We start from the raw sequence: 24,178 nt of genomic DNA, 5'->3' as shown, positions 1-24,178 counted from the left end.
TCCTGTCGATGATGGGTCAGATATTCAGCTTATCCGCCCCGGTGTCGATATGCGGTGCCCAGAATGCGACACTTTCGGCGATCTGGGCGATGACCTGCCGGTCGTTCGGGTCGCGTTCCTTGAAGGACAGCTCCAGGCAGATCTCGTTGTCGACCGCGCCGCCCTGGGCCAGCGCCTCCAGCAGGGGTTCCGGCTGGACGCGGCCCTTGGCGTTGAATTCGGCGGTGAAGGGGCGGTGGCCGCCCTTGTCCATCAGCGACTGCTTGATGTGGATGATCGGGCTGACGCGCGGCACGGCGCGGGCCCAGGCATAGGGGTCCAGATCGTCCGGATCGGGGCTGGTGACGTCGCCGTGGTCGATATCGGCCATCATCCACATCGGCACCGCCATGTCGGCCGCGCTCAGCCGGTCCTGCAGCGCCAGGGCGGCCGGGATTGTTTCTCCGAATTCGCGGCCCACGCTCATGGGCTCCCAGAAAACATAGTCCAGCCCGGCGACCTTCGCGTGATCCGCGACCTCGGCCCAGCAGTCGATGGCGATGCGGACCAGATCCTCGCGCCGGGCCGGACCGTCGTAATCGCGATAGGTGAAGATCGCGAACTGCGTGCCCACAGATCGACCGCCCAGATCGGCGGTGATGTCCGCGAAGGACTTGAACCAGTCGACATAGTATCGCCGCACATCCGCGTCGGGATGGCCGAAATGGTTCAGCCGACCATAGGGGCCGGTCATGCCGCTGGTGACGCGCACCCCGGTCCGGTCCAGCGCCGCGCGCATCTGCCGGGTCAGGCGACGGATCACCGGCGCGGGCCAGGAGGGATTGATGAACTCATGCGTCAACTGCAGGTCGCGGATGCGCAGATCCCGCGCGACCGTGTCGATCAGGTCGTCCGGATCGGCAAAGCGGTTGACCAGCGGATTGGTGTTCAGCGACAGGGTCAGCATCACGCGATCTCCGGCGCCAGGGTGTCGTCGAACCACGCGGCAAAGGCCGCCTGCTGGTCCCGGGTCAGGTGCAGATAATGCTTGGTGCGCCGGGTCAGGATGTCCTCGGGGCGGCGCGCCCATTCCTTTGCGACCAGGTACCGCGCCTCGGCCTCGTAAAGCTGTCCGCCGAAATGGCGCCCAAGGCCCGACAGGGTCATGGCGCCCGCCACGACATCCTTGGTCCGCGCGCCGTACAGGCGACCGTAATGCTGGACCAGCGCGCGCGGCATCCAGGGGTGCAGTTCGCGCTGCAGGTTGGCAAAGCTTTCGTAATCGGCATTGGCGATCTCGCCGCCCGGCAGGGTCGCGGTCTCGGTCCAGTCGGGGCCCATCTGGGGGAACACCTCGGTCAGGCGGTGCATGCCGCGTTCAGCCAGTTCGCGGAAGGTGGTGATCTTGCCGCCGAAGACGTTCAGCAGCGGCGCGCCGCCGGTCTGGTCCAGGTCGAACACATAGTCCCGCGTGACCGCCGACGGGTTGCCCTGCCCGTCGTCGAACAGCGGGCGCACGCCCGAAAAGCTGTGGATCACGTCGGACCGGCGCAGCTTCTCCTTGAAATAGCGGTTCACGGCGGCCAGCAGATAGTCGATCTCGGATTCGTCGGCGGTGACGTCCTCGGCCTGGCCGTCATAGGCGATGTCGGTCGTGCCGATCAGCGCCATGTCGCCCTCGTAGGGGTTGATGAAGATCACGCGCTTGTCGTGGTTCTGCACCAGATAGGCGTTGGTCCCCGCCCACCATTTCGGCACGATGATATGGCTGCCCTTGACCAGGCGCACGTTGCGGGCCGAATTCGACCCCGCAACGCGGGTGATGAAGTCGCTGACCCAGGGACCGGCGCAGTTGACCAGGCAGCGGGCGCGGAACTGCCGTTCCTCTCCGGTGACGGTGTCGCGGGTGGTCACGGCCCAGGCGTCGCCCTCGCGGCGCGCCGACACACAGGCGGTGCGGGTCAGGACGGTCGCGCCGCGCTCCGCCGCATCGACCGCGTTCAGCACCACCAGCCGCGCGTCGTCGACCCAGCAGTCGCTGTATTCGAACCCCTTGTGATACTTGTCCAGCAGCGGCGCGCCCTCGGGATCGCGGCGCAGGTCCAGCGTGCGCGTGCCCGGCAGTTTCTTCCGCCCGCCCAGGTTGTCATAGAGGAACAGCCCCAGCCGGACCAACCAGGCGGGCCGGTCGTCGGGGCTGTGCGGCAGCACGAAGCGCATCGGCCAGATGATGTGCGGGGCCGCGGCCAGCAGCACCTCTCGTTCGATCAGCGCCTCGCGGACCAGGCGGAACTCGTAATATTCCAGATAGCGCAGCCCACCATGGACCAGCTTGCCCGACCGCGACGAGGTGCCCTGCGCCAGATCGTCCTTTTCGCACAGCACGACCGACAGGCCCCGCCCCGCGGCATCGCGCGCGACGCCCGCGCCGTTGATGCCGCCGCCGATCACGAACAGATCGATCATCTCGTGGCCTTGGGTCATCCTACTCTCCTGTCGTGGTGCGGGCCCGCGCCATGGCTGCCCAGACGGGCGGCAGGGCAGCGCGGGTCGCGGCAAAGGCGGGGAACAGCCGCGCATAGGTCGCGGCCAGATGGGGATCGGGGGCCTCGGGGGCGCGCAGCAGGGGCGTGACCCATTCGGCGATGCAGGCGTCCATGTCGCGATAGGCGCCGATGGCCACGGCGGCCATCATCGCGGCCCCCGCGGCCCCGGCCTCGTCGCGGTCGGACACGCGGACGGGCGCGTCCAGCGCGGCCGACAGGATGCGCCGCAGGGCGGGCGACCGCGCCGCCCCACCGGTCAGGCGCAGTTCGGACGGAAGCGGCCCCATCGCGGCGTAACAGTCGCGCATGGCCAGGCCCAGACCTTCGGCCACGGCGCGCACCAGATCGGGATAGCGATGGCCCGCCGACAGGCCGGTGAACCCGGCCCGCGCCGCCGCATCGACGAAGGGCCCGCGTTCCCCGGCATCCGAGATATAGGGGTGGTACAGGATCTGCCCCGGCGCGGCTTGGCCCAGCCAGCCGTCCAGCCGCGCGACAAGGTCGCGATGCGTCACTGGCTGGCCCATGTCCGACAGGATGCCCGCCGCCAGGCCCAGTACCCAATCCAGGTTCAGCGTCGCCGCCATGTTGGTCTGGACCTGCGTGACCACGCCCGGCACCGGCAGGCAGATGACATAGCCCGTGCCCTGATCGTTCAGATGCACCCGGTCGGCGGTCACGGCGCGCAGATGCACCCCGGTCGAGCCGACCGTCGAACAGGCCACGTCGCCCGCCCCACCCAGCACGCCCGCGCCCAGCGCGGTCATCACCATGTCGACATAGCCCAGGCTGACCGGCGTGCCTGCCAGCAGGCCCGTCGCCGCAGCGGCATCCGCGGTCAGCGGATGGGTCACCTGCGTACCGTCGATAATCGGCGGCAGCAGGCCGCGCCGATGCGTCAGGCCCAGTGCGTCGATGACCGTGTCATCATAGGCTCGGGTGCGGAAGTTGCCGAAGGTGAAGCTGGCCTCGGACGGGTCTGTCGCCCGCACGCCGGTCAGGTTCAGATACAGCCAGTCCTTGCAGTGCAGTGCGACCCGCGCCCGGTCCAGCAGGTCCGGGTGATGGGCGTCCATATGGGCCATCTGCGCGCCCTGCTGGCAGGTGTTCAGGCCGGTGCCCGTCGCCTCGAACCGGGCGCGGTCCTGGCCCAGGTGGCCGACGGTCGGTGCGGCACGCGCGTCCAGCCACAGCCAGGCATCGCCCACCGGGCCGTCGTCTCCGACCAGCCAGGTGCCGTCGCCCTGCCCCGTCACGGACAGCGCCGCGGTCCGCCCCGCCAGGCCCGGGATATGATCAGCCAGTCCGCGCAGCGCCGCGGCGCAATCATCCCAGGTCCGGGCCATGTCCTGCGTCGCGGCGCCCTGCGCTCCGGTCGCATAGCGATTCGGCACCGCCGCCGCGCCCAGCTGACGCCCGGAAAGATCGAACCCCACGGCCTTGATGACCGAGGTCCCGGCATCGATTCCGATCAGCACGTCGCGCTGCTTGTCCGTCATGATGCCTCCATCCCTTGGCCCCGGTTTATATCACGATGATCGCACAGGGAACGTATTTTTTTACGGACACGGCAATTTATTTCATCTAAGCTGGTCCTGTTCGCGTCCGACAGGATGCGCGGAATCGCCGCAATCACAGGCCCGCGCCACGCGAATCGACCGGAGGGGAGGCCGGACCGCATGACGACTTTCGCCAGCACAGGCTTGCGCCCCGCATGCCCTCGCGCCCTGGATGCGGCCCGTGCGGCGACCGCCGCAGAGCAGGCCCCGATGCGCATCCTCTCCGCGAGGTCGATCACGTGAAGTTATCATCAACCATGAGATGTGCGCCCGCCCGCCCCGTGTTCCAGCCAGAGGCAGACCGATGACCGACAGCACCACCGCCCCCCGGGCCCCCGCCGCCAGCCGTCGCGGCCTGATCCTGTCCGTGGCCCTGGGCCTGGCCGTCCTGGCCGCCATCGCGCTGGATACCACCGTGGTGCAGGTCGGCTCCGAGGCGGATGCCCGCCAGCAGGCGTTTTCGCCCGACACCTATGGCACGCAGGAATTCCCGCGCATCCGCGACGCGGTGATCGAACGCGCCGTGCCCGCCACCGACCTGGCCGCGGCCATCGCCGCCGATCAGGACGCGGCCATCGCCCAATACGGCACGCCCGCATCGACCGGCGCCATCATGATGGTCACCGTGACCGGCACCGCCGGAGAGCCGCGGGCCGGGGTCTACCCGCTGACCGTCGAGGGCCTGCCCGAGGATCTGCGCGTCCGCGTGCAGACCGGCCCCGCGATCAACGGCACCGACCTGCGCGACGCGCCGGGCGACATCGCCTTCGGCGCCTTCAAGAACCAGATCGAATACCAGGACGCGGGATCGGGCATCAACCGCGCCATGGCGGCCGAGGTGCTGGCCCCCATCGACACCACCGCCCTGGCGGGCAAGCAGGTGACGGTGACCGGGGCGTTCCGGCTGATCAACCCGTCGAACTGGCTGATCACCCCCGTCGCGCTGGAGGTCCAATGAGCGCCCAGGTCGTCCTTGCCGCCCGCAACGTGGCCAAGTCCTATGGTCAGGTCCACGCGCTGAAGGGCGTGAACTTCGACATCCATCGCGGCCAGGTCACCACCCTATTCGGAGAGAACGGCGCGGGCAAATCCACGCTGATGAAGATCCTGTCGGGCGTGATCCAGCCCACATCGGGCCAGATCGTGCTGGACGGCAGGCCTGTGGCCTTCGCCAATGCCAATGACGCGCGCGACCGGGGGATTTCCATCATCCACCAGGAGCTGTCGCTGGCCCCCAACCTGTCGGTGCGCGACAACATCTTCATGGGGCGTGAGATCATGGGCACCCTGGGCGTCGATTACGCCGAGGAGGACCGCCAGACCCGCGCCCTGATGGAGGAGCTGGAGGAGCAGATTGAGCCTTCGACCCTGGTCGAGGACCTGCGCCTGGGCCAGCAGCAGATCGTCGAGATCGCCCGCGCCCTGTCGGTGGACAGCCGCATCCTGATCATGGACGAACCGACCAGCGCGCTGTCCGCCAGCGAGGTCGAGGTGCTGTTCAAGGTCATCCGCGACCTGACCGCACGGGGCGTCAGCATCGTCTATATCTCGCACCACCTGGAGGAGGCGCTGACCATCACCGACCATGCGGTGGTGCTGCGCGACGGGGTGATGACCGCCTATGCGCCACGCGCCCAGATCGACCTGGAATGGATCGTGCGCAACATGGTCGGCGAGAATTACGACCTGGGATCGCCCCCGGACAGCACCATGGGCAAGGTCGCCCTGTCGATCCGCGACCTGTCGGTCCCGGACGCCACCGGCCAGGACCTGGTGCACGGGCTGAACCTGGACGTGCGCGCCGGAGAGATCGTCTGCATCTATGGCCTGATGGGCGCGGGCCGCACCGAACTGCTGGAGACCATCGCGGGGCGGCTGCGCGCCACCGGCGGCCAGATCGTGCTGGAGGGGCACGAGATCAGCCAGCTCTCCATCGGCGACCGCATCGCCCGCGGCCTGGCCCTGGTCCCCGAGGACCGCCAGCGCGACGGCCTGGTCCAGACCATGAGCGTGGGCCAGAACCTGTCGCTGGCCTCCATCGCGCGCTTCACGCGGGGGCTGTTCACCAGCACGCGCGCCGAACGTGCGCTGGTCGACGACAGCATCCGCCGCGTGACGGTCAAGACATCGGGCGGCGGCGCCCCCATCGGATCGCTGTCGGGCGGCAACCAGCAGAAGGTCGTGATCGGCAAGATGCTGGCCACCCGGCCCCGCGCCATCCTGCTGGACGAGCCGTCGCGCGGCATCGACATCGGCGCCAAGGCCGAGGTGTTCCGCCTGCTGGCCGAGGGCGCGCGGTCGGGGCTGGCGGTGGTCTATTCGACCTCCGAGGTCAGCGAATGCCTGTCCATCGCCCACCGGATCATCGTCATGCACAAGGGCCGCATCACGGCCGAATTCGACAGCACCGTGTCCAAGGACCGGATCATGGCCGCCTCGGGCGAGTCTGTGGCCGCCTGACGCGCCCGAGGGAGGGAACACATGTCCGCAACCACCACGACCGCCCCTGCGAAAGGCCGCCAGTTCCATCTGGGCCGCCTGCTGCTGGAAGGGCGCGCCTTCTTCGCGCTGATCGCCATCATCGCGGTCTTCTCGTTTCTGTCGCCGAACTACTTCACGCTGTCGAACCTGCTGATCATGTCCAGCCAGGTGGCGATCTTTGGCATCCTGTCCATCGGAATGCTGCTGGTCATCCTGAACGGCGGGATCGACCTGTCGGTGGGCTCGATCCTGGCGCTGTCGGGCGTGGTCGCCGGCGCGATGATGCAGGGGGTCGAACTGGATGCGCTTGGCGTGATCCTGTATCCGCCGGTCTGGGCGGTCGTGGTGCTGACGCTGTGCGTGGGCGCGGCCGTGGGCGCGGTCAACGGCGTGCTGGTCGCGATCTTCAAGGTGCCGCCCTTCGTGGCGACGCTTGGGGTCATGTACGTGGCGCGCGGTATCGCGCTGTTGATGACCAACGGGCTGACCTACAACAACCTGCGCGGGTCCGAGGCCCTGGGCAACACCGGCTTCAACTGGCTGGGCTTCTACCGCATCGGCGGCGTGCCCATCAGCGTGATCGTGCTGGCGGTCGTGGCGATCGCCGCGGGGCTGATGCTGGGCCGGTCGGCCTTCGGGCGCTGGCTTTACGCATCGGGCGGCAACGAACGCGCGGCGGAACTGTCCGGCGTGCCGGTCAAGCGGGTCAAGATCACCGTCTACATGGTGTCGGGCGCGCTGGCCGCCGCCGCGGGGCTGGTCCTGGCGTCGCAGCTGACCTCGGCCGGGCCCACGGCGGGCAACGCGTATGAACTGACCGCCATCGCCGCGGTCGTGATCGGCGGCGCGGCCCTGACCGGCGGGCGCGGCAACGTGCGCGGCACGATGCTGGGCGCCTTCGTCATCGGCTTCCTGTCGGCGGGCTTGGTGATCATCGGGGTCAGCTCCTACTGGCAGACGGTGTTCACGGGCGCGGTGATCGTGCTGGCCGTGCTGATGAACTCGCTTCAATACGGCAGCGGCACGCGCAAGACGTGAGGCCCTGCCCCCGACCTTCCCCGCGCGCCACAGGGATGGCGCGCGGAAAGACTGCCCCGCACCGGGCAGGACCACCACACCAAGGGAGAGAGACCAAATGATGAAGATGACGCGCCGGATGCTGATGGCCGCCGTGGCCACCGTGCCGCTGATGGCCGGATCGGCCTGGGCCGAGGGGCTGATCACCGTGATCGTGAACGATCCGGCCAACCCCTACTGGTTCACCGAGGGCGAGGTCGCCAAGGCCACCGCCGAGGAGCTGGGCTACACCGCCAACGTGGCCGCCCATCGCGGCGACACCAACACCGAGAGCACGCTGATCGACACCGCGATCACCAACCAGTCGGTCGCGATCATCCTGGACCCGGCCAATGCCGACGGTTCGGTCGGTGCCGTCGAGAAGGCCGTCGATGCGGGCATCCCGGTCTTCCTGGTCAACGCCGAGATCAACCAGGAGGGCCTGGCCAAGGCGCAGCTGGTGTCGAACAATGCGCAGGGCGCGGCCCTGGGTGCGCAGGCCTGGGTCGAGGCCATGGGCGAGGAAGGCGGCCAGTTCGTCGAGCTGTTCGGCAACCCCTCGGACAACAACGCCCAGACCCGCTCGAACGGCTACGAAACCGTGCTGAGCCAGTATCCCGAGTTCGAGAAGGTCGGCCAGGAAGTCGCCAACTGGGACCGCACCCAGGGCTATCAGCGCATGCAGTCGCTGCTGCAGGCGAACCCCGACATCACCGGCGTCATCTCGGGCAATGACGAGATGGCGCTCGGCGCCATCGCCGCGCTGAAGGAGGCGGGCAAGCTGGAGGCCGTGACTGTCGGCGGCTTCGACGGCTCGCCCGACGCGGTCGAGGCGGTGAAGGCCGGAGAGATGGCCTATACCGTCCTGCAGCCCGTCGCCGTCTTCGCCGAGGAGGCCGTCCGTCAGGCCGACACCTTCATCAAGACCGGAGAGACCGGCGTCGAGACCGAAAAGCAGCTGTTCGACTGCCTGCTGATCACGCCGGAGAACGTGGACAGCTACAGCGCCGCCTTCGTTCTGGACCAGTGACGCCACCGGGGCGCGCGCCGTCACGCGCGCGCCCCACCCACGCAAGGGCCGCATCCCCATGGACATGATCCCCTCGGACAGCCGACAGGCCCGCCTGCAGGCGCGTCGCCAGCTGATCGCGCAGGCCGTCATGGCCGAGGGCAGCCTGCGGATCGAGGATCTGACCGACCGCTTCGGCATCAGCCTGATGACCGCGCATCGCGACCTGGACGAACTGGCCGCCAAGGGCCTGCTGCGCAAGTCGCGCGGCATCGTGTCCGCCGCCCCCACCAGCCTGATCGAGGCCAGCGACCTGTATCGCGACACCCGCCAGGGTCCGCAGAAATCCGCCATCGCGCAGCTGGCGGCCCAGCAGGTCGAACCGGGCCAGGCGGTGTTTCTGGACGACAGCACCACCGTGCTGCGCATGGTGCCGCATCTGGCCGCACGGGTGCCGCTGACGGTCATCACCAATTCGCTGACGCTGATGAGCGCCATCAAGGAGATCGGCGACATGACGCTGCTGGGCCTGGGCGGCCAGTTCCACCATTGGTGCAACGCCTTCATGGGACCGCAGACCACCGCCCAGATCCGCCGCCTGCGCGCGGACGTGGCGATCCTGTCGATGGCCGCCGTCACCGACGACCAGGTCTTTCACCAGTCCCCCGAGATGGCCGAGACGAAGCGCGCCATGCTGGACGCCGCCAGCCGCCGCATCCTGCTGGCCGATCACACCAAGTTCACCCGCCGCGCCCTGCATTCCATGGGCGGCATCGAGGATTTCGACCTGATCATCACCGACGACCGCACGCCCCCCGACCAGATCACCGCCCTGCGCCGCCGCGGCGTCGAGGTGCAGATCGCCGTGACGGGGGACTGACGCCATGCTGATCCTGGGCATCGACAACGGGCTGACCGTCACCAAGGCGGTGATCTTCGACGCCACAGGCCGGGTTCTGGCCACCGCGCGCCGCCGCGTGGCGCAGGTCATGCCCCAGCCCCGCCATGTCGAACGCGACATGGAGGACCTGTGGCGCCAGACAGCCGCCGCCGTGGCCGAGGCCATCGCCGCCTGCGGCCGCCCGGCCCGCGACATCGTGGCCGTCGCCGCGACCGCGCATGGCGACGGGCTCTATCTGCTGGACCGGGCGGGCGCGCCCTTGGGGCCGGGCATCCTGTCGCTGGACAGCCGCGCGGGCGGCATTGCCGATGCCTGGGCCGCCGACGGCACCGCCGCGCACGCGCTGGCGCGGACGGGGCAGATGCCCCATGCCTCCGCCCCCTCCGCGATCCTCGCGTGGCTGCGCGACCATGACCCCGCGCGCTTTGCCGCGATCGGCCATGTGCTGGCCTGCAAGGACTGGCTGACCTATCGGCTGACCGGCCGCATCGGCACCGACCTGACCGAGGCCAGCACCGCCTTTACCGATGTGGCGACCCAAGGCTTCGCCCCCGATATCCCCGGCATCTTCGGCCTGCCGGGCCTGCCCTTGCCTGACATCGCCCTGCCCGACCAGGTCGTGGGCCATGTCACCCCGGATGCGGCCGCCCTGACCGGGCTGGCCATGGGCACGCCGGTCGTGGCGGGGCTACATGACGTGACCGCATCGGCCCTGGGGTCGGGGGGCTACGGTCAGGGCTGCGTGGCCATCGTCGCCGGCACCTATTCCATCAACGAGACCGTCACCGACCGCCCCCTGTCCGATCCGCGTTGGTTCTGCCGCAACGGCATCGCGCGCGGCGAATGGAACGCCATGTCGATCTCTCCGGCGTCCGCCGCGAATTACGACTGGTTCCTGGACAGCCTGTGCCGCGAGGGGGGCGACCAGCCCGCCCATCTGCGCGTCATCCCGGAAATCGAGTCCGCCCTGGCCCGCCCCTCCAGCGCGCTGTTCCACCCCTACCTGTTCGGATCGCCCCATGGGGCGCAGGCCAGCGCGGGCTTCTTCGGCCTGCGCGGCTGGCAGGATCGCGGCGACATGCTGCGCGCCGTGATCGAGGGCATCGCCTTCAACCACCGCCACCATGTCGACGCCCTGCGCGACGGGTTCGCCCCCAGGGCGGCGCGGCTGACCGGCGGCATCTCCCGCGCGCCGGTCTTTGCGCAGCTCTTCGCGGATGTGCTGGACATGCCCGTGACCATCAGCGCGACCGAGGAGGCCGCAGCCTGGGGCGCGGCGCTCTGCGCGGGCGCGGGGGTCGGGATCTTCGCCTCGCCGCGCCATGATCCGCGCGACATGGGCGCGATCAGCACCACCCATCACCCCGACCCCGCCCGCGCCGCCGACATGGCGCGCCGCTACGCGGTCTTCACCGACATCGCCGCCGCCATGGCTCCGCTGTGGCCGCGGATCGAGGCCCTGCAGGACATCCCATGACCCAAGACATCGACGTGCTGATCCTGGGCGCGGGCATCAACGGCGCGGGCCTGTTCCGCGACCTGTGCGAACAGGGCGTCAACGCGGTGATCGTGGACAAGGCCGATTACGGCGGCGGCACCTCGGCCGCGCCCTCGCGCCTGATCCATGGCGGCATCAAGTACCTCGAGACCGGAGAGCTGCGCCTGGTCGCCCAGTCCACGCTGGAGCGGAACCTGCTGCTGAAAAACGCGCCGCATCTGGTCAAGCCGCTGCCGACGGTCATCCCGATCTTCTCCTGGCTGCGCGGCATCGGGCCGGCGCTACGCACGCTGATAGGGTCGACCACCGCACCCCGCAGCCGCGGCGCCGTGCTGATGAAGGCGGGGCTGGCCATGTACGACTTCTATGGCCGCCGCCACCGGGTCATGCCGCGCCATCAGCTGTGGTCGCGCGCGCGTGCCATGCGCGAGATCCCGCCCCTGACCCCGCGCATCAAAGCCGCCGGGCAGTATTACGACGCCGCCGTCACCCTGCCCGAACGGCTGGTCTGGGAGCTGATCGCGGACGGGCTGCGCGCCAATCCCGCCGCCCGCGCGCTGAACCACACCGCGCTGACCGGCACCGACGGCGACGTCATCCACCTGACCGGCCCGCAGGGCGCGCTGTCCCTGCGTCCGCGCATCGTGGTGAACGCCGCCGGTCCCTGGATCGACCGCGTGAACGCGGCGCTTGGCGCGCCCACGCGGATGATCGGCGGCACCAAGGGCTCTCACATTCTGCTGGACCACCCCGAACTGCTGGCCGCCCTGAAGGGCCGCATGATCTATTTCGAGGCCGATGACGGGCGCATCTGCCTGGTCTTTCCCTATCTGGACCGCGCGCTGGTCGGCTCCACCGACATCCGCGCGGACGATCCCGACGACGTGGCCTGCGACGACGCCGAGATCGCCTATTTCCTCGACGCGTTGCGCGGCCTGCTGCCGGGGCTCAGCTTCGGCGACAGCCAGATCGTCTATGCCTATTCCGGCATCCGCCCCCTGCCCGCCTCGGACGCGGCCAATCCCGGCCTGATCAGCCGCGACCATTCCGCGCCGGAGATCGCCCCCGACGCCACGCGGCCATGGCCGATCATCGCGCTGGTGGGCGGCAAATGGACCACCTTCCGCGGCTTCGCCGAGGAGGTCGCCGACGATCTTCTGGCGCGCCTGAACGCGTCCCGCCGCATCGCCACCGACAGGCTGCCCATCGGCGGTGGCCGCGATTACCCGGGTGATGCGGGCGCGTGGAGCGACGATGCGGCCCGGCGCACCCTGGCCGCGCCCGCCCGCGCGCGCCATCTTCTGGCGCGCTACGGCACGACGGCGGCGGCGATCCTGGCGGCCGAAGGCGCGGCGCCCACCATGCTGGCCGACAGCGATCACAGCGAACAGGAGCTGGACTGGATCATCCGCAACGAACAGGTCGGCACCCTGGCGGATCTGGTCATGCGCCGCACTGCGCTGGCCGTCACCGGCCATCTGTCGGCCCGCGATCTGGCGCGCATCGCCGATCTCTGCGCGGCGGCGCTGGACTGGGACGCCGCGCGGCGCGACCGCGAACTCAGGGAGACACAGGCGATGCTGCTGACGCGGCACCGCCTGCGGATGGATCAGGCCGCGTCGGCCTGATCCAGACGGGCCAGACGCCCCTCGACGGCCAGCATCTGCGCGACCGCATGGGCGGCCTCGGCGCCCTTCTTCACGAAATGCTCGCGATAGAAACCGGTCAAGAGCTCGGTCTCCTGGTAATTGTGCGGCGTCAGCGAGACCGAGAACACCGGCACGCCCGTGTCCATGCCCGCCTGCATCAGGCCGCTGACCACCGCGCCTGCCACGAAATCATGGCGATAGATGCCGCCATCGACCACCAGGGCCGCGGCCACCACGGCGTCATACTTGCCGGTCAAAGCCAGCTTCTTGGCCAGCTGCGGCATCTCGAACGCGCCGGGCACGTCCCAGGCCTCGATCTGCGCGCCGGGGATCAGGCTGGCGGCCTGGGTCAGGAAACCCTCATGCGCGCGGTCCACGACATCGGCGTGCCAGCGCGCCTTGATGAAGGCGATACGGGGGGATTTGGTCATCTTTCAGGAACCTTACGTAAGTTGCGTCAGGCCCCCAAGGCATACCACCACGCGCGCCGGGGTGGCACACGAGGCGGTTCTCTTCCATCCGGACTATACCGTCGGCCCCGGAATTTCACCGGATCTGCTGACCCCCCTGCCGTGGCAAGGGGCGCTCGCGGGCTGTCACCGCCGGTGGGGAATTGCACCCCGCCCTGAGAACACCATCAAGATAACGCCCCCGCCTGCCCGCGCCAAGGCCCGGACGGGGAAAAACCTTCCAAGGTCGCGGCGTCACACGGGTTCGATATCGCCTTCCGCGCGGCGCGCGTGGAATTCTGCCACGAAGGCGTCCAGCCGCCCCGCCGCGATCGCGTCGCGCAGCCCCGCCATCAGTTGCTGATAGTAATGCAGGTTGTGCCAGGTCAGCAGCATGCCGCTGATCATCTCCTTGGCACGGAAGACATGGTGCAGATAGGCCCGCGAATAGCCCCGGCAGCAGGGGCAGGTGCAATCCTCGTCCAAGGGACGCGGGTCGTCCTGATGGCGGGCGTTCTTGATGTTGACCTGACCGCGCGGGGTCCAGGCCTGACCCGTCCGCCCCGACCGCGAGGGCAGGACGCAATCCATCATGTCGATGCCGCGCTGCACCGCGCCCACGATGTCGTCCGGCTTGCCCACGCCCATCAGATAGCGCGGTCTGTCCACCGGTAGGAAACCGGGGGCATAGTCCAGCACGCCGAACATCGCCTCCTGCCCCTCGCCCACGGCCAGGCCGCCGACCGCATAGCCGTCAAAGCCGATCGCCTGCAGGGCCTCGGCACTCTCCTCGCGCAGCTCGCGGGTGACGCCGCCCTGCATGATGCCGAACAGCGCGTGCCCCGGACGGTCGCCGAACGCGTCGCGCGACCGCTGTGCCCACCGCATCGACAGGCGCATGGAGGCCGCCACCGCCTCCTCTGTCGCAGGCAGCGCGGGGCATTCGTCAAAACACATCACGATGTCGCTGCCCAGCAGCTTCTGGATCTGCATGCTGGTTTCGGGCGACAGGAAATGCTTGGACCCGTCCACATGGCTGGAGAAGGTCACCCCCTCCTCGGTCAGCTTGCGCAGGCCCGCCAGCGACATCACCTGGAACCCGCCGCTGTCGGTCAGGATGGGCTTCTGCCAGTTCATGAACCTGTGCAGCCCGCCCATGCGCGCCACGCGTTCCGCACCGGGGCGCAGCATCAGGTGATAGGTGTTGCCCAGCAGGATGTCCGCGCCAGTGGCCGCCACGCTGTCGGGCAGCATCGCCTTGACCGTCGCAGCCGTCCCCACCGGCATGAAGGCCGGGGTGCGGATCTGGCCGCGCGGCGTGTCGATGATGCCGGTGCGCGCGGCGCCGTCGGTCGCCTGGAGGGTGAAGTCGAAACGCGTGGTCATGGGTCAGCCCGAGCCTTTTGGAACCGGCCGCTTGTAGCGCCGCCCCCCGCCCGGCGCAATGCGGGCCGCCCCCTGGACCGCGGGGCGGGCCTGCCCTATATAATCGGTCGGAATTGAAGGATGCTCCGATGACCGAACCCCTGATGGAAGGCGCGCCGCTGATCGCGCCGTCTTCGACCGACCATCCCCTCTACGAGCCCATCGTCGAGGCGTGCAAGACCGTCTATGACCCCGAAATCCCGGTCAACATCCACGACCTGGGCCTGATCTACACGATCGACATCAACGACGCCTCCGAGGTGCGGGTGATCATGACCTTGACCGCGCCCGGCTGCCCCGTCGCCGGAGAGATGCCGGGATGGGTCGCCGACGCGGTCGAAGCCGTGCCAGGCGTCAAGCAGGTCGATGTCGAGATGACCTTCCAGCCGCAATGGGGCATGGACATGATGTCCGACGAGGCGCGCCTGGAACTGGGCTTCATGTGATCGCCGGCCGGGGGGCGGTCTTGAACCGATGCCCCCCGGATGACTATCTTGACGCCAAGCCCGAAAGGATATCGCCATGTTCGCCATGCCCGGCACCCCTCCCGTGACCATCACCCCCGCCGCCGCCGCCCAGATCGCGCGGTTGATGGCGGGCAAGAACGCCTATGGTCTGCGCATCGGGCTGAAGAAGGGCGGTTGCGCGGGCATGGAATACACCATGGAGCTGGCCCAGACCCCCACCCCGAACGAAGAGGTGGTCGAACTGGACGGCGCGCGCGTCATCATCGCGCCCATGGCGCAGATGTTCCTGTTCGGCACCCAGATCGACTATGAGACCGGCCTGCTGGAACAGGGCTTCCGGTTCCGCAACCCCAACGTCACCGACAGCTGCGGCTGCGGAGAGTCGGTGAACTTTGCCCCGATCGAGGGCAGCCGCGCGCAGAGCTGAGCCTTGCGCGGGGGCGGGACGCTGGCTAAGCCTGTCCCGAACCCACGGAGGACCCCCATGGCACCGCGCAAACTTGCCGCTGGAAACTGGAAGATGAACGGCGATCTGGCCGCGCTGGATCAGCTGGACGACATGGCCGCCGCCGCCGAAGGCGCAACCTGCGACGTCCTGATCTGCCCGCCAGCCCTGCTGATCCACCCGATGATGGCGCGCATCGGCGCCAGCGACCTGCTGGTCGGCGGGCAGGATTGCCACCATGCCGACAAGGGCGCCCATACCGGTGACATCGCCGCCCTGCAGCTGCGCGACGCGGGCGCGACGCACGTCATCCTTGGCCATTCCGAACGCCGCGCCGATCACGGCGAGACCGACGCCATGGTGCGCGCCAAGGCGCAGGCCGCCCATGCCGCAGGCCTGACCGCCATCATCTGCGTCGGCGAGACCGAGGCCGAACGCGACGCCGGCCGCACCCTGGACGTGATCGCCACGCAACTGGCCGGGTCCGTCCCGGACGGCGCCAATGCCCGCAACACCGTTCTGGCCTATGAGCCGGTCTGGGCGATCGGCACCGGACGCACGCCGACGCTGGATCAGATCGCCCAGGTGCACGCGCTGATGCGCGACCACCTGTCCGCGCGCCTGTCCGACGGAGCCGATGTGGCGCTGCTCTACGGTGGCAGCGTCAAGCCCGCGAATGCGGCCGAGATCTTTGCCATCGCGCATGTGAACGGCGCGCTGGTGGGGGGCGCCAGCCTGAAGGCCGCCGACTTTGTCCCGATCATCACGGCCCTGGACGCCGCCTGATCGATTTTCACCATTGCGTCGCCTGACCCCGCCGGGTAATCAGGCGGCGCGTGCACCCGTAGCTCAGCTGGATAGAGCGCTGCCCTCCGAAGGCAGAGGCCAGGGGTTCGAATCCCTTCGGGTGCACCAAGATCCCCTAACCGATCCGATGCCGCCGCCAGACCTCGATCATCCATGCCAGCATGGTCGCGTTCAGGATGTGCCACATGAAATGCGTGCCGATGGGCAGCACGGCGCAGCTGGTCTGGTCCAGCGTGCGAAAGATCAGCGATAGCGTCAGCAGCCCCGCCCCGATCGCCAGGCCCCGCGCCACGCGCGGCAGGCGGTTCCGCAGCAGGACCGCATAGGCCAGGATCAGCACCGGCACCGGCGCATAGCTGGCCGACGATCCCAGCCCCGGCACCTGCGCGAACAGCGGCACCGTGACCGCCGCATAGGGGACGAACCCCGCCGCCACCAGCGCCGCGACCCAAGGCCGGGCGCCCAGATAGTCGCGTGTGGCGACAAACACGTAGATCAGGATGAACGTCAGGATCGGCAGGACGTCCATCAGCCCGGTCAGTCCGTTGGCATGGGTGTGAAACAGCCAGGACCCCAGCCCGATGACGAACAACACCCCGGCCAGCACGCGCCCCGTCGCCATGCCCGGTCCCCGCAGGCGCCGCGCCATGACCAGAGCCGCCAGCAGAAAGGCCAGGTTGGTCAGCGCATTGACGGGTTCGGACCAGTATTCCGGCCCCGTGCGTTCGCAATAGGCGTCGACGGGGGCCAGCCAGTCCATCTCAGCCGTCGGCGCGGCTGGTGCGGCGTTCCATGAATAACCACGGGCGCAGGGCCACGCCCAGCATGTTGCCCGCGAATGCCGCCACCGCCCACAGATAGCCGTGCAGGCTGCCCGACGCGATCCCCGAGAAATACGCCCCGATGTTGCAGCCATAGGCGATGCGCGCGCCGTAACCCAGCATCAGCCCGCCCACGACCGCGGCGATCACCGACCGCAGCGGGATCCGCAGCGACGGCGCGAACCGACCGGCCAGCGACGCGGCCAGCATGGCCCCCGCGATGATGCCGAAATCCATGACCGAGGTGACGTCCGAGAACACGCTTGACTGCAGCGCCTCGGCATTGGCGGGGCGCTGCCAGTAGCCCCAGGCGGTGGGGTCGATGCCGATGGCCTGCGCGATCTTGGCCCCCCACAGCGCAAAGGCCGAGGTGATGCCCCAGGGCCGCCCCGAGATCGCCAGCGTCAGGAAGTTCAGGACCACCAGCGCCACCGCGCCACCGACCAGCGGCCAGGGCCCGCGCAGCCAGCGCGCCATGCCGTGACGCTCACTTTCGGGGGGCTGCTCCAGCGTGCCGTGGCGGTTGCGTTCGACCCTCATCGTGATCAGCGCGATCGCCCCGAAGATGGCCAGAGACAGCGCGATCCCGCCCCAGGGACCAAGCGGCTGCCACAGGGCGACAGGCTCCAACGCAGGCAGGCTGGCCCACCAGTCGAAATGGACGGTGCCCAGCACCGACCCCACGATGAAGAAGACCAGCGTGATCAGCATCCGCGCATTGCCGCCCCCGGCGGTGAACAGCGTGCCGGAGGCGCAGCCGCCGCCCAGCTGCATGCCGATGCCGAAGATGAACGCCCCCGCGATCACGCCCAGCCCGGCCGGAGAGACCAGGCCCCGCACCTCGTTCCCGAACAGCGTTCCCGATGCCAGGGCCGGAAAGAACAGCACCACCGCCATGGCCAGCAGCAGCATCTGCACCCGAAGGCCCCTGCCCCGGCGGTCGAGGATGAACACCCGCCACGCGGAGGTGAACCCGAACGCCGCATGGTACAGCGACATGCCCAAGGCGCCGCCCACCAGGAACAACGCGCCCTGCGCCGCCCCCTGGGTCAGCGCCAGCGCGATGGTGCCAAGCCCCAGGACAACCAGTGCCCCGGTTCCGGGAAGGCCCAATCCGGGGCGGGGGGTTAGGGTCTGTGCGTATGCCATGGCCGGTCCTTGTCATCGGTATTGGCAGGCAGATGGACCCGGTCGCGGGGAATTTGCAAGCCCCGCGCGGGTCGCCTCACAGCAGGAAGCTGTCGGCGTCCAGCTGCAGCCTGCCGCTCAGGCGGATCAGCATGTCAGGCAGGCGGTCGCCATCCACGTCGACCAGCACGCGGGTCATCCCGTTCGCGTGGTCCCACCGCACTGCGGCATCCCCCGCCAGCGGCCCGCGTCCGACATAGTCGACATCCAGCGCCCGCAGGTCGATCACATCCCGATCGGGGTCGAAATCGACGATCAGGTCCGGCGCGGCAAGGCTGCTGTCGGCGGCAGAGAAGAACCGGAACGTGTCCGCGCCCAGTCCGCCCGCCATCGAATCGGCCCCCAGCCCGCCGACCATCGTGTCGTTGCCCTGCTGGCCGAACAGGCGGTCGTTGCCCCAGCCGCCATCGACGATGTCGTTGCCCAGGCCTCCCTCGGCCCGATCATGGCCGGCACCGGCGCGGATCGTGTCGAACCCCGCCCCGCCGCGGATCAGATCATCGCCCGCCCCCGCCAGGATGATGTCCGCGCCATCGTCGCCATAAAGGCTGTCGCGTCCGGCCCCCGCGGTCAGGCGATCGTCCCCTGTCCCGCCGGCCATCGCATTGTCGCCCTGCAGGTCGGTCAGCACGTCGTTCCCGGCATCGCCGAACAGCCGGTCCGCACCGACATCCCCCAGCAGGGTGTCGTTCCCCGCGCCGCCATGCAGGATGTCGTTGCCCCATCCGCCCGACAGCCGATCGTGGCCGCCCATGCCGCGCAGGACGTTGCCGGCAGCGTTGCCATGGACCGCGTCATTGCCCGATCCTGCGACATAGCCCTCGATCACGGTGTTCTGGGCGATCTGCAGATTGCCGCGCAGGCCATAGATGTCCGACATGGCCCCGGGACGCAGATCGACCCGCTGCGCTTGACCGTCGTTGGAGAAGTTCAGAACGTCATGGCCGCCTGCGTCATAGATGGTCATCGCCACGCCGCGCGCGTTCTGGACGGTCTGGTGAGAGCCCCCGTCCTGCGCCGAGAACACGCGCCCCAGCCAGCTGCTGCCCAGCGTATGGCCCACGCCATAGACCGTGTTGCCCGCGGTCAGCGACCCCGCACCCGCGGCGCCGTACAGGCGCTGGATGGCGATGATATCGGCGGGCATCAACGACGCCAGATAGGCGCCGCTGGCGGCGATGTTGGGGTTCTCGTCCTGGCCGAAATAGGACATCACAGAGGCCTGCCAGCTGTCGTTCACGAACCACGCGTCATCGGCGAAATTGCCGCTGCCGTTATAGGGGCCCTGGTGCCCCAGGCCCAGCGCGTGACCGATCTCGTGCACGTAGGTCTGATAGGAATAGGTGCCGATGCGCGCGCCATCCTGCGAGATCCAGTCCGTGGAGACGTTGATCGACGACCGCAGGATGCGCCCGCCCATGATCGTCGACTGGGCAAAGGCCCCGTCCTGGTTGTCATCGAAGGTGATGTCGGCATCGCCGCGCTGTTCAACGAAGCGCAGGTTGGCGACCGCCGACCAGGCCTGCATCGCGTCGCGCGCCAGCGCCCGGCCCTGCGGCGTCAGGCCGCTGAAGTCATAGGTGATGATGTTGTCGCGCGACATGTCGAAGGACCGCGCGGACTGTCCGGTATCGGCCCAGAAGCCGTCGGTCAGATAGGTGGCCAGCTCGGCCATCGGGGCGGGCCGGGGCACGGGCGCCTCGGTCACGACCAGCTGATAGCTGCCGGTGCCCGCGGAATAGGCGCCCGCGTTCACGTAATAGGTCCCGGTCTGCGTGGGCGCGATGGTGATCAGGCTGTCCAGCCCCGGCCCCCCGTCGTCGTTCACGGCGACCACGCGGCCATCGGGGCCGCGCAGTTCCAGCAGGGGGTCCGACAGGCTGATGCCGTTCAGGGCGATTCGATAGGTCGTGCCAGCCTCCAGACGGACGGCCACCCAGTCATTGTCGCCCGAAAATCCGACCGTGCCGTTGAACACGTCCCCCGGCGCCATGCGATAGGGGGTTCCCCGCCCCCCCGGCGCGTCGCCCTGTTCGCGCAGCGTCGCGCTGAGCAGATCGACGGTGGAACCCGCGAACTCCGACCCGGCGCAGGATTTGTCATAGGGACGAAGGTTGGCGCAGATCTGGCACATGCGTGCGGCTCTTTCCTAATCGGGCAACCCGTATCGCAGCAGGTCGCGGGCAAAGCTGGTGAAATCGTCGGGCTGCAGGTCCCGGTCCGTGACGCTGAAATCCATCCGCTGGCCGGGCCGGTCGCCCTGGTCGGTCACGCGGTCCAGCTGTGCGGACAACGCCGTGGGCCCCGTGGCCAGGACGCGCAGGCGCATCCCGCCTTTCGGGTCCTGGGCGCGCAGCGCGTCGCACAGGGCATCGGCCTGGACCATGTCCACACCTTGGGCCGGGGCGCATTGGACGGTCGGTGCCTCACCGCCTCCGCCGGCATCGACGCGGCAGGCGGCCAGCATCAGCGGCGCGAAAGCAAGACCGAGGGTCACGATTCGCGCGGACGGACGCATGATGAATTCCTGAAAAAAACGGGCGGCAGTCGCCGCAGACCAATGCATCTTATTATGTCGCGCAGGCCGCGCCGGTAAAGGGGGATGTGCGTCCGTCAGACGCCCAGATGCCGTTCTGCCACAGCGGAATCGTTCAAAAGCTGCGCATTGTCGCCGGACCAGACGGTGCGGCCCTTCTCGATCACCACATGGTGGTCGGCAAAGCGGGTTAGGGCCGACAGGTTCTTGTCCACGATCAGGATCGCCTCGCCCTGGTCCTTCAGGCGCGTCAGGCAGGACCAGATCTCGTCCCGGATCAGGGGGGCCAGGCCCTCGGTCGCCTCGTCCAGCACGATCAGGCGGGGGTTGGTCATCAGCGCCCGGCCGATGGCCAGCATCTGCTGCTCGCCGCCAGACAGTTCGCTGCCCTTGTGGCCCATGCGTTCGGACAGGCGCGGGAACAGCTCAAGGACGCGCGACAGGGTCCAGTGTCCGGGGCGCGCGGTGGCGATCAGGTTCTCGCGCACGTCCAGCGTCGGAAAGACCTGCCGCCCCTCGGGGACCAGGCCCAGGCCCGCGCGCGCGATGCGGTGCGGCGCGGCGCGGGTCACGTCGCGCCCGTCGATGCTGACCCGCCCGCCCCGCGCCGCCAGCAGGCCAAAGATCGTGCTGATCGTCGTGGTCTTGCCCATGCCGTTGCGGCCCAGCAGGGTCACGACCTGCCCCTGCCCGACCGACAGGTGGATGTCGTGGAGGACCTGCGCCTCTCCGTAACCGGCCTGCAGCCCCTCGACGACCAGCATCACGCATCCCCCAGATAGGCGGCGCGCACCGCCGGATCGGCGCGGACCTGATCGGGCGTGCCGGTCGCGATGATCCGGCCATAGACCAGCACGCTGACTCGGTCGGCCAGCGCAAAGACCGCATCCATGTCATGTTCGATCAGCACCAGCGTCACCTGCCTCTTCAGGCCCGCCATGACCTGGACCAGACGCTCGGCCTCGGCCCCGCTGGTCCCGGCCAGGGGCTCGTCCAGCAGCAGCAGGCGCGGCCGCGTGGCCAGCGCGATGGCCAGTTCCAGCGCACGTTTCTCTCCATGCGACAGGCTGCCGGCGCGGGTGTCCGCCCGGTCGGACAGGCCCACGCGGGACAGCGCGTCCCGCGCCTGTGCGTTCAGGTCGGCGTCCCTTGCGACCGGGGCGAAGAAGCGGAAGCTGCTGCCCGCATGGGCCTGCACGGCGGTGGCCACGTTCTCCAGCACGGTGAAGCCCGGCAGGATCGAGGTGATCTGGAAGCTGCGCGACATGCCCGCCCGGACCCGGGCGGGCATGGGACGACCCATCATCTCGGCCCCCGCAAAGCGGACCGAGCCCGCATCCGACCCCGCCTGCCCCGAGAGCTGCGCGATCAGCGTGGATTTCCCCGCCCCGTTCGGGCCGATGATGGCGTGAAGCTCGCCTTCGGTGACCTCCAGGTCCAGATCGTCGGTGACCTTCAGCGCGCCATAGGATTTGCGCAACCCGCGCACGGAGAGAAGGCTCATTTCCCGCGCCCCCTGAACAGCCCCGTCAGCCCGTCGCGCGAGAACAGCACGACCAGGATCAGCAGCGCACCGAAGATCAGCCGCCAATGTTCGGTGAAGAGCGCCAGCCATTCCTCCAGCAGCAGCGCCAGCGTGGCCCCGGCGATGGCGCCCAGCAGGTTGCCGATGCCGCCCAGCACGACCATCACCACCAGTTCCCCCGAGCGGTGCCAGTTCATGTAGGAGGGCGAGACGAAGCTGGCCTGATTGGCCAGGATCACCCCGGCGATGGCAGTCATCGCGCCCGAGATGACGAAGGCCGTCAGCTGAAACCGGAAGGGGGTGAAGCCCACCGCCTGCATCCGCAGCGGGTTTTCCCGCGCCCCGGTCAGCACGCGCCCGAACCGCGACCCGGTGATCGCGACAGACAGCAGATAGAGGCTCAGCAGCATCGCCAGCGCCGCGTAATACAGCACCCGGTCATCGGACAGCCAGTCCTGCCCCAGCACGGTCGACCGCGCGGTCAGCGTTACCCCGTCATCGCCGCCATAGGCCGACAGCGACACGAAGAAGAAATAGGCCATCTGCGCGAAGGCCAATGTGATCATGATGAAATAGATGCCCCGCGTGCGCAGGCTGATCGCCCCGGTGACCAGCGCGAAGGCCGCCCCCGCGACCACCGCCATGCCCAGATGCGCGCCCAGGTCGGTGATGCCCGCGCGCGACAGGATCGCCACCGCATAGGCGCCGATGCCTAGATAGGCCGCATGGCCAAAGCTGACCATGCCGCCATAGCCCAGGATCAGGTCCAGCGCCAAGGCGGCCATGGCAAAGGCCAGAATGCGCGTTGCCACCACCACCAGATAGGGGTCCCCCGTCAGCGCCGCGACCAGCGGCAAGAGGGCGAAACCGCCGAAGATCGCCCAGGCCGCCACCCGGCGGCGCATCAGCCAGCGGGTCATGGGCGCGCTCCAAACAGGCCCTGCGGCCGGGCGGCCAGGATCGCGGCCATCAGCACATAGACCAGCATCGGCGCCAGCACGCGCCCGGTCTGGGCGGCGGCGGATGGCTCCATAACCGCGCGCAGGATGATCGGGCCGAAGCTGCGGCCCAACGTGTCGACGATCCCCACCAGCAGCGCCCCCGCGAACGCCCCCTTGACCGAGCCGATGCCGCCGATGACGATCACCACGAAGGCCAGGATCAGCACGCTTTCCCCCATCCCCGGATCGACCGACAGGATGGGTGCCACCATCGCCCCCGCGAACCCCGCCAGCATCGCCCCGAAGGCGAAGATCACCGTGAACAGCCGCCCGATATCGACGCCAAGCGCGCCCACCATCGCGCGGTTGGTGGCGCCCGCCCGCAGGCGCATGCCGATGCGGGTGCGCGTGATGACCAGCCACAGCCCCACCGCGACCGCCAGCCCCGCCGCGATCACCACCAGCCGGAACACCGGATAGCGCAGGGCACCCACCAGCGGAACCGACCCCGACAGCGCATCGGGCGGCAGGATCGACAGCGGCGACTGGCCCCAGATGATCTTGACCAGTTCCGTCACCACCATGACCAGCCCGAAGGTCGCCAGCACCTGATCCAGATGCGGGCGGTCATAGAGCCTGCGAAAGATCAGCGCCTCCAGCACCAGCCCGATGACCAGCGTCGCGGGAAGGGTCAGCAGAAGGCCCAGCCCGTAACTGCCGGTCATGGACGCGAACATCACCACCAGATAGGCGCCGACCATGTAGATCACGCCATGGGCCAGGTTCACGAAATCCATGATCCCGAACACCAGGGTCAACCCCGCGGCGATCAGGAACAAGAGGACCCCCAGCTGCACCCCGTTCAGCAGCTGCAGCAGGAACAGGCTGGTCATCGG

23 protein-coding genes, 1 tRNA gene and 1 riboswitch are annotated in these 24,178 nt (G+C 68.9%); of the genes, 11 read left to right on the top strand and 13 right to left on the bottom strand.

Going from position 1 to position 24,178, the window contains the following annotated elements:
- Nucleotides 1–16: 16 nt before the first annotated feature.
- From SY26_RS09220 to SY26_RS09210, 3 genes are read right to left on the bottom strand one after another with little or no spacing between them, the layout of a single operon-like run.
- Entirely contained in the window at nucleotides 17–949 is a 933-nt protein-coding gene (locus SY26_RS09220) for a sugar phosphate isomerase/epimerase (RefSeq protein WP_046000189.1), read from the bottom strand.
- Nucleotides 946–2,463, bottom strand: coding sequence for a glycerol-3-phosphate dehydrogenase (locus SY26_RS09215; protein WP_046000188.1), 1,518 nt, complete (start codon nucleotides 2,461–2,463; stop codon nucleotides 946–948). The genes SY26_RS09220 and SY26_RS09215 overlap by 4 nt, the downstream gene beginning before the upstream one ends.
- Before the next feature lies 1 nt (nucleotide 2,464).
- Nucleotides 2,465–4,024, bottom strand: a complete 1,560-nt coding sequence (locus tag SY26_RS09210; RefSeq protein ID WP_046000187.1) for an FGGY-family carbohydrate kinase — start codon at nucleotides 4,022–4,024, stop codon at nucleotides 2,465–2,467.
- A gap of 364 nt (nucleotides 4,025–4,388) precedes the next feature.
- Here SY26_RS09210 and SY26_RS09205 point away from each other — a divergent pair, with 364 nt between their 5' ends.
- The 7 genes from SY26_RS09205 to SY26_RS09175 all read left to right on the top strand — a co-directional run bounded on the left by SY26_RS09205 (nucleotide 4,389) and on the right by SY26_RS09175 (nucleotide 12,657).
- Nucleotides 4,389–5,042: a DUF2291 family protein gene (locus tag SY26_RS09205; protein ID WP_046000186.1), complete on the top strand. Its 654-nt coding sequence runs from the start codon at nucleotides 4,389–4,391 to the stop codon at nucleotides 5,040–5,042.
- Nucleotides 5,039–6,544: a sugar ABC transporter ATP-binding protein gene (locus SY26_RS09200; RefSeq protein ID WP_046000185.1), complete on the top strand. Its 1,506-nt coding sequence runs from the start codon at nucleotides 5,039–5,041 to the stop codon at nucleotides 6,542–6,544. Before SY26_RS09205 ends, SY26_RS09200 begins: the two co-directional genes overlap by 4 nt.
- A gap of 21 nt (nucleotides 6,545–6,565) precedes the next feature.
- Nucleotides 6,566–7,603 carry an ABC transporter permease gene (locus SY26_RS09195; protein WP_042245462.1) on the top strand — a complete coding sequence of 346 codons (1,038 nt, stop codon included), beginning with the start codon at nucleotides 6,566–6,568 and terminating at the stop codon, nucleotides 7,601–7,603.
- A 97-nt stretch (nucleotides 7,604–7,700) separates the two neighbouring features.
- On the top strand, nucleotides 7,701–8,651 hold the full coding sequence (locus SY26_RS09190) for a D-ribose ABC transporter substrate-binding protein (RefSeq protein WP_046000184.1): 951 nt from the start codon (nucleotides 7,701–7,703) through the stop codon (nucleotides 8,649–8,651).
- Nucleotides 8,652–8,709: 58 nt separating this feature from the next.
- Nucleotides 8,710–9,510, top strand: coding sequence for a DeoR/GlpR family DNA-binding transcription regulator (locus tag SY26_RS09185; RefSeq protein ID WP_046000183.1), 801 nt, complete (start codon nucleotides 8,710–8,712; stop codon nucleotides 9,508–9,510).
- 4 nt (nucleotides 9,511–9,514) lie between these two features.
- Nucleotides 9,515–11,008, top strand: a complete 1,494-nt coding sequence (locus SY26_RS09180; protein WP_046000182.1) for an FGGY-family carbohydrate kinase — start codon at nucleotides 9,515–9,517, stop codon at nucleotides 11,006–11,008.
- Nucleotides 11,005–12,657: a glycerol-3-phosphate dehydrogenase/oxidase gene (locus SY26_RS09175; RefSeq protein WP_046000181.1), complete on the top strand. Its 1,653-nt coding sequence runs from the start codon at nucleotides 11,005–11,007 to the stop codon at nucleotides 12,655–12,657. The genes SY26_RS09180 and SY26_RS09175 overlap by 4 nt, the downstream gene beginning before the upstream one ends.
- Here SY26_RS09175 and SY26_RS09170 read toward each other — a convergent pair.
- Nucleotides 12,639–13,109 carry a 6,7-dimethyl-8-ribityllumazine synthase gene (locus SY26_RS09170; RefSeq protein ID WP_046000180.1) on the bottom strand — a complete coding sequence of 157 codons (471 nt, stop codon included), beginning with the start codon at nucleotides 13,107–13,109 and terminating at the stop codon, nucleotides 12,639–12,641. The genes SY26_RS09175 and SY26_RS09170 overlap by 19 nt on opposite strands.
- 72 nt (nucleotides 13,110–13,181) lie before the next feature.
- Nucleotides 13,182–13,315, bottom strand: a riboswitch (FMN riboswitch).
- Nucleotides 13,316–13,382: 67 nt separating this feature from the next.
- Nucleotides 13,383–14,513 carry a tRNA guanosine(34) transglycosylase Tgt gene (gene tgt / locus SY26_RS09165; RefSeq protein ID WP_046000179.1) on the bottom strand — a complete coding sequence of 377 codons (1,131 nt, stop codon included), beginning with the start codon at nucleotides 14,511–14,513 and terminating at the stop codon, nucleotides 13,383–13,385.
- Nucleotides 14,514–14,641: 128 nt separating this feature from the next.
- Here tgt and SY26_RS09160 point away from each other — a divergent pair, with 128 nt between their 5' ends.
- The 4 genes from SY26_RS09160 (at nucleotide 14,642) to SY26_RS09145 (ending at nucleotide 16,379) form a co-directional block, all read left to right on the top strand.
- Nucleotides 14,642–14,998 (top strand): SUF system Fe-S cluster assembly protein, encoded by a 357-nt coding sequence (locus SY26_RS09160; protein ID WP_045981535.1) that lies wholly within the window; start codon nucleotides 14,642–14,644, stop codon nucleotides 14,996–14,998.
- 76 nt (nucleotides 14,999–15,074) lie between these two features.
- A complete protein-coding gene (locus tag SY26_RS09155; protein ID WP_046000178.1) occupies nucleotides 15,075–15,446 on the top strand; it encodes an iron-sulfur cluster assembly accessory protein in 372 nt (123 codons plus the stop codon).
- Between the two features lie 57 nt (nucleotides 15,447–15,503).
- A complete protein-coding gene (gene tpiA, locus SY26_RS09150) occupies nucleotides 15,504–16,250 on the top strand; it encodes a triose-phosphate isomerase (protein ID WP_046000177.1) in 747 nt (248 codons plus the stop codon).
- Between the two features lie 52 nt (nucleotides 16,251–16,302).
- Nucleotides 16,303–16,379 (top strand) — tRNA-Arg (locus tag SY26_RS09145).
- A gap of 7 nt (nucleotides 16,380–16,386) precedes the next feature.
- Here the strand turns inward: SY26_RS09145 and SY26_RS09140 are convergent.
- From SY26_RS09140 to SY26_RS09105, 8 genes are all read right to left on the bottom strand, one after another.
- The gene (locus SY26_RS09140; protein ID WP_046000176.1) at nucleotides 16,387–17,031 is read right to left on the bottom strand and encodes a ceramidase domain-containing protein; all 645 of its coding nucleotides are present in this window, start codon (nucleotides 17,029–17,031) and stop codon (nucleotides 16,387–16,389) included.
- Nucleotide 17,032: 1 nt separating this feature from the next.
- Nucleotides 17,033–18,241, bottom strand: a complete 1,209-nt coding sequence (locus SY26_RS09135; protein WP_046000175.1) for a YeeE/YedE family protein — start codon at nucleotides 18,239–18,241, stop codon at nucleotides 17,033–17,035.
- 76 nt (nucleotides 18,242–18,317) lie between these two features.
- On the bottom strand, nucleotides 18,318–20,414 hold the full coding sequence (locus tag SY26_RS09130) for a M10 family metallopeptidase C-terminal domain-containing protein (RefSeq protein ID WP_052715205.1): 2,097 nt from the start codon (nucleotides 20,412–20,414) through the stop codon (nucleotides 18,318–18,320).
- Nucleotides 20,415–20,429: 15 nt separating this feature from the next.
- Complete coding sequence (locus tag SY26_RS09125; protein ID WP_157020454.1) at nucleotides 20,430–20,798, bottom strand: hypothetical protein; 369 nt, start codon at nucleotides 20,796–20,798, stop codon at nucleotides 20,430–20,432.
- Between the two features lie 95 nt (nucleotides 20,799–20,893).
- Nucleotides 20,894–21,580: an ABC transporter ATP-binding protein gene (locus tag SY26_RS09120; RefSeq protein WP_046000173.1), complete on the bottom strand. Its 687-nt coding sequence runs from the start codon at nucleotides 21,578–21,580 to the stop codon at nucleotides 20,894–20,896.
- A complete protein-coding gene (locus tag SY26_RS09115; RefSeq protein WP_046000172.1) occupies nucleotides 21,580–22,320 on the bottom strand; it encodes an ABC transporter ATP-binding protein in 741 nt (246 codons plus the stop codon). The genes SY26_RS09120 and SY26_RS09115 overlap by 1 nt, the downstream gene beginning before the upstream one ends.
- Complete coding sequence (locus SY26_RS09110; protein WP_046000171.1) at nucleotides 22,317–23,261, bottom strand: branched-chain amino acid ABC transporter permease; 945 nt, start codon at nucleotides 23,259–23,261, stop codon at nucleotides 22,317–22,319. The genes SY26_RS09115 and SY26_RS09110 overlap by 4 nt, the downstream gene beginning before the upstream one ends.
- Complete coding sequence (locus SY26_RS09105; RefSeq protein ID WP_046000170.1) at nucleotides 23,258–24,175, bottom strand: branched-chain amino acid ABC transporter permease; 918 nt, start codon at nucleotides 24,173–24,175, stop codon at nucleotides 23,258–23,260. The genes SY26_RS09110 and SY26_RS09105 overlap by 4 nt, the downstream gene beginning before the upstream one ends.
- Between the last annotated feature and the right edge of the window lie 3 nt (nucleotides 24,176–24,178).

This window comes from Paracoccus sp. 228, from assembly GCF_000967825.1.
GTDB classification, from domain to species: domain Bacteria; phylum Pseudomonadota; class Alphaproteobacteria; order Rhodobacterales; family Rhodobacteraceae; genus Paracoccus; species Paracoccus marcusii.
Note: the sequence above shows the minus strand (reverse complement) of the source record. Positions and strands in the feature narration are given on the sequence as shown.

What these genes read in the sequence shown, in the direction of transcription:
- tgt (WP_046000179.1), bottom strand. Translation starts at nt 14,513, where the DNA reads ATGACCACGCGTTTCGACTTCACCCTCCAGGCGACCGACGGCGCCGCG.
- SY26_RS09185 (WP_046000183.1), top strand. Translation starts at nt 8,710, where the DNA reads ATGGACATGATCCCCTCGGACAGCCGACAGGCCCGCCTGCAGGCGCGT.
- SY26_RS09160 (WP_045981535.1), top strand. Translation starts at nt 14,642, where the DNA reads ATGACCGAACCCCTGATGGAAGGCGCGCCGCTGATCGCGCCGTCTTCG.
- SY26_RS09195 (WP_042245462.1), top strand. Translation starts at nt 6,566, where the DNA reads ATGTCCGCAACCACCACGACCGCCCCTGCGAAAGGCCGCCAGTTCCAT.
- SY26_RS09140 (WP_046000176.1), bottom strand. Translation starts at nt 17,031, where the DNA reads ATGGACTGGCTGGCCCCCGTCGACGCCTATTGCGAACGCACGGGGCCG.
- tpiA (WP_046000177.1), top strand. Translation starts at nt 15,504, where the DNA reads ATGGCACCGCGCAAACTTGCCGCTGGAAACTGGAAGATGAACGGCGAT.
- SY26_RS09190 (WP_046000184.1), top strand. Translation starts at nt 7,701, where the DNA reads ATGATGAAGATGACGCGCCGGATGCTGATGGCCGCCGTGGCCACCGTG.
- SY26_RS09120 (WP_046000173.1), bottom strand. Translation starts at nt 21,580, where the DNA reads ATGCTGGTCGTCGAGGGGCTGCAGGCCGGTTACGGAGAGGCGCAGGTC.
- SY26_RS09105 (WP_046000170.1), bottom strand. Translation starts at nt 24,175, where the DNA reads ATGACCAGCCTGTTCCTGCTGCAGCTGCTGAACGGGGTGCAGCTGGGG.
- SY26_RS09115 (WP_046000172.1), bottom strand. Translation starts at nt 22,320, where the DNA reads ATGAGCCTTCTCTCCGTGCGCGGGTTGCGCAAATCCTATGGCGCGCTG.
- SY26_RS09200 (WP_046000185.1), top strand. Translation starts at nt 5,039, where the DNA reads ATGAGCGCCCAGGTCGTCCTTGCCGCCCGCAACGTGGCCAAGTCCTAT.
- SY26_RS09205 (WP_046000186.1), top strand. Translation starts at nt 4,389, where the DNA reads ATGACCGACAGCACCACCGCCCCCCGGGCCCCCGCCGCCAGCCGTCGC.
- SY26_RS09170 (WP_046000180.1), bottom strand. Translation starts at nt 13,109, where the DNA reads ATGACCAAATCCCCCCGTATCGCCTTCATCAAGGCGCGCTGGCACGCC.
- SY26_RS09180 (WP_046000182.1), top strand. Translation starts at nt 9,515, where the DNA reads ATGCTGATCCTGGGCATCGACAACGGGCTGACCGTCACCAAGGCGGTG.
- SY26_RS09125 (WP_157020454.1), bottom strand. Translation starts at nt 20,798, where the DNA reads ATGCGTCCGTCCGCGCGAATCGTGACCCTCGGTCTTGCTTTCGCGCCG.
- SY26_RS09135 (WP_046000175.1), bottom strand. Translation starts at nt 18,241, where the DNA reads ATGGCATACGCACAGACCCTAACCCCCCGCCCCGGATTGGGCCTTCCC.
- SY26_RS09210 (WP_046000187.1), bottom strand. Translation starts at nt 4,024, where the DNA reads ATGACGGACAAGCAGCGCGACGTGCTGATCGGAATCGATGCCGGGACC.
- SY26_RS09130 (WP_052715205.1), bottom strand. Translation starts at nt 20,414, where the DNA reads ATGTGCCAGATCTGCGCCAACCTTCGTCCCTATGACAAATCCTGCGCC.
- SY26_RS09175 (WP_046000181.1), top strand. Translation starts at nt 11,005, where the DNA reads ATGACCCAAGACATCGACGTGCTGATCCTGGGCGCGGGCATCAACGGC.
- SY26_RS09155 (WP_046000178.1), top strand. Translation starts at nt 15,075, where the DNA reads ATGTTCGCCATGCCCGGCACCCCTCCCGTGACCATCACCCCCGCCGCC.
- SY26_RS09215 (WP_046000188.1), bottom strand. Translation starts at nt 2,463, where the DNA reads ATGACCCAAGGCCACGAGATGATCGATCTGTTCGTGATCGGCGGCGGC.
- SY26_RS09110 (WP_046000171.1), bottom strand. Translation starts at nt 23,261, where the DNA reads ATGACCCGCTGGCTGATGCGCCGCCGGGTGGCGGCCTGGGCGATCTTC.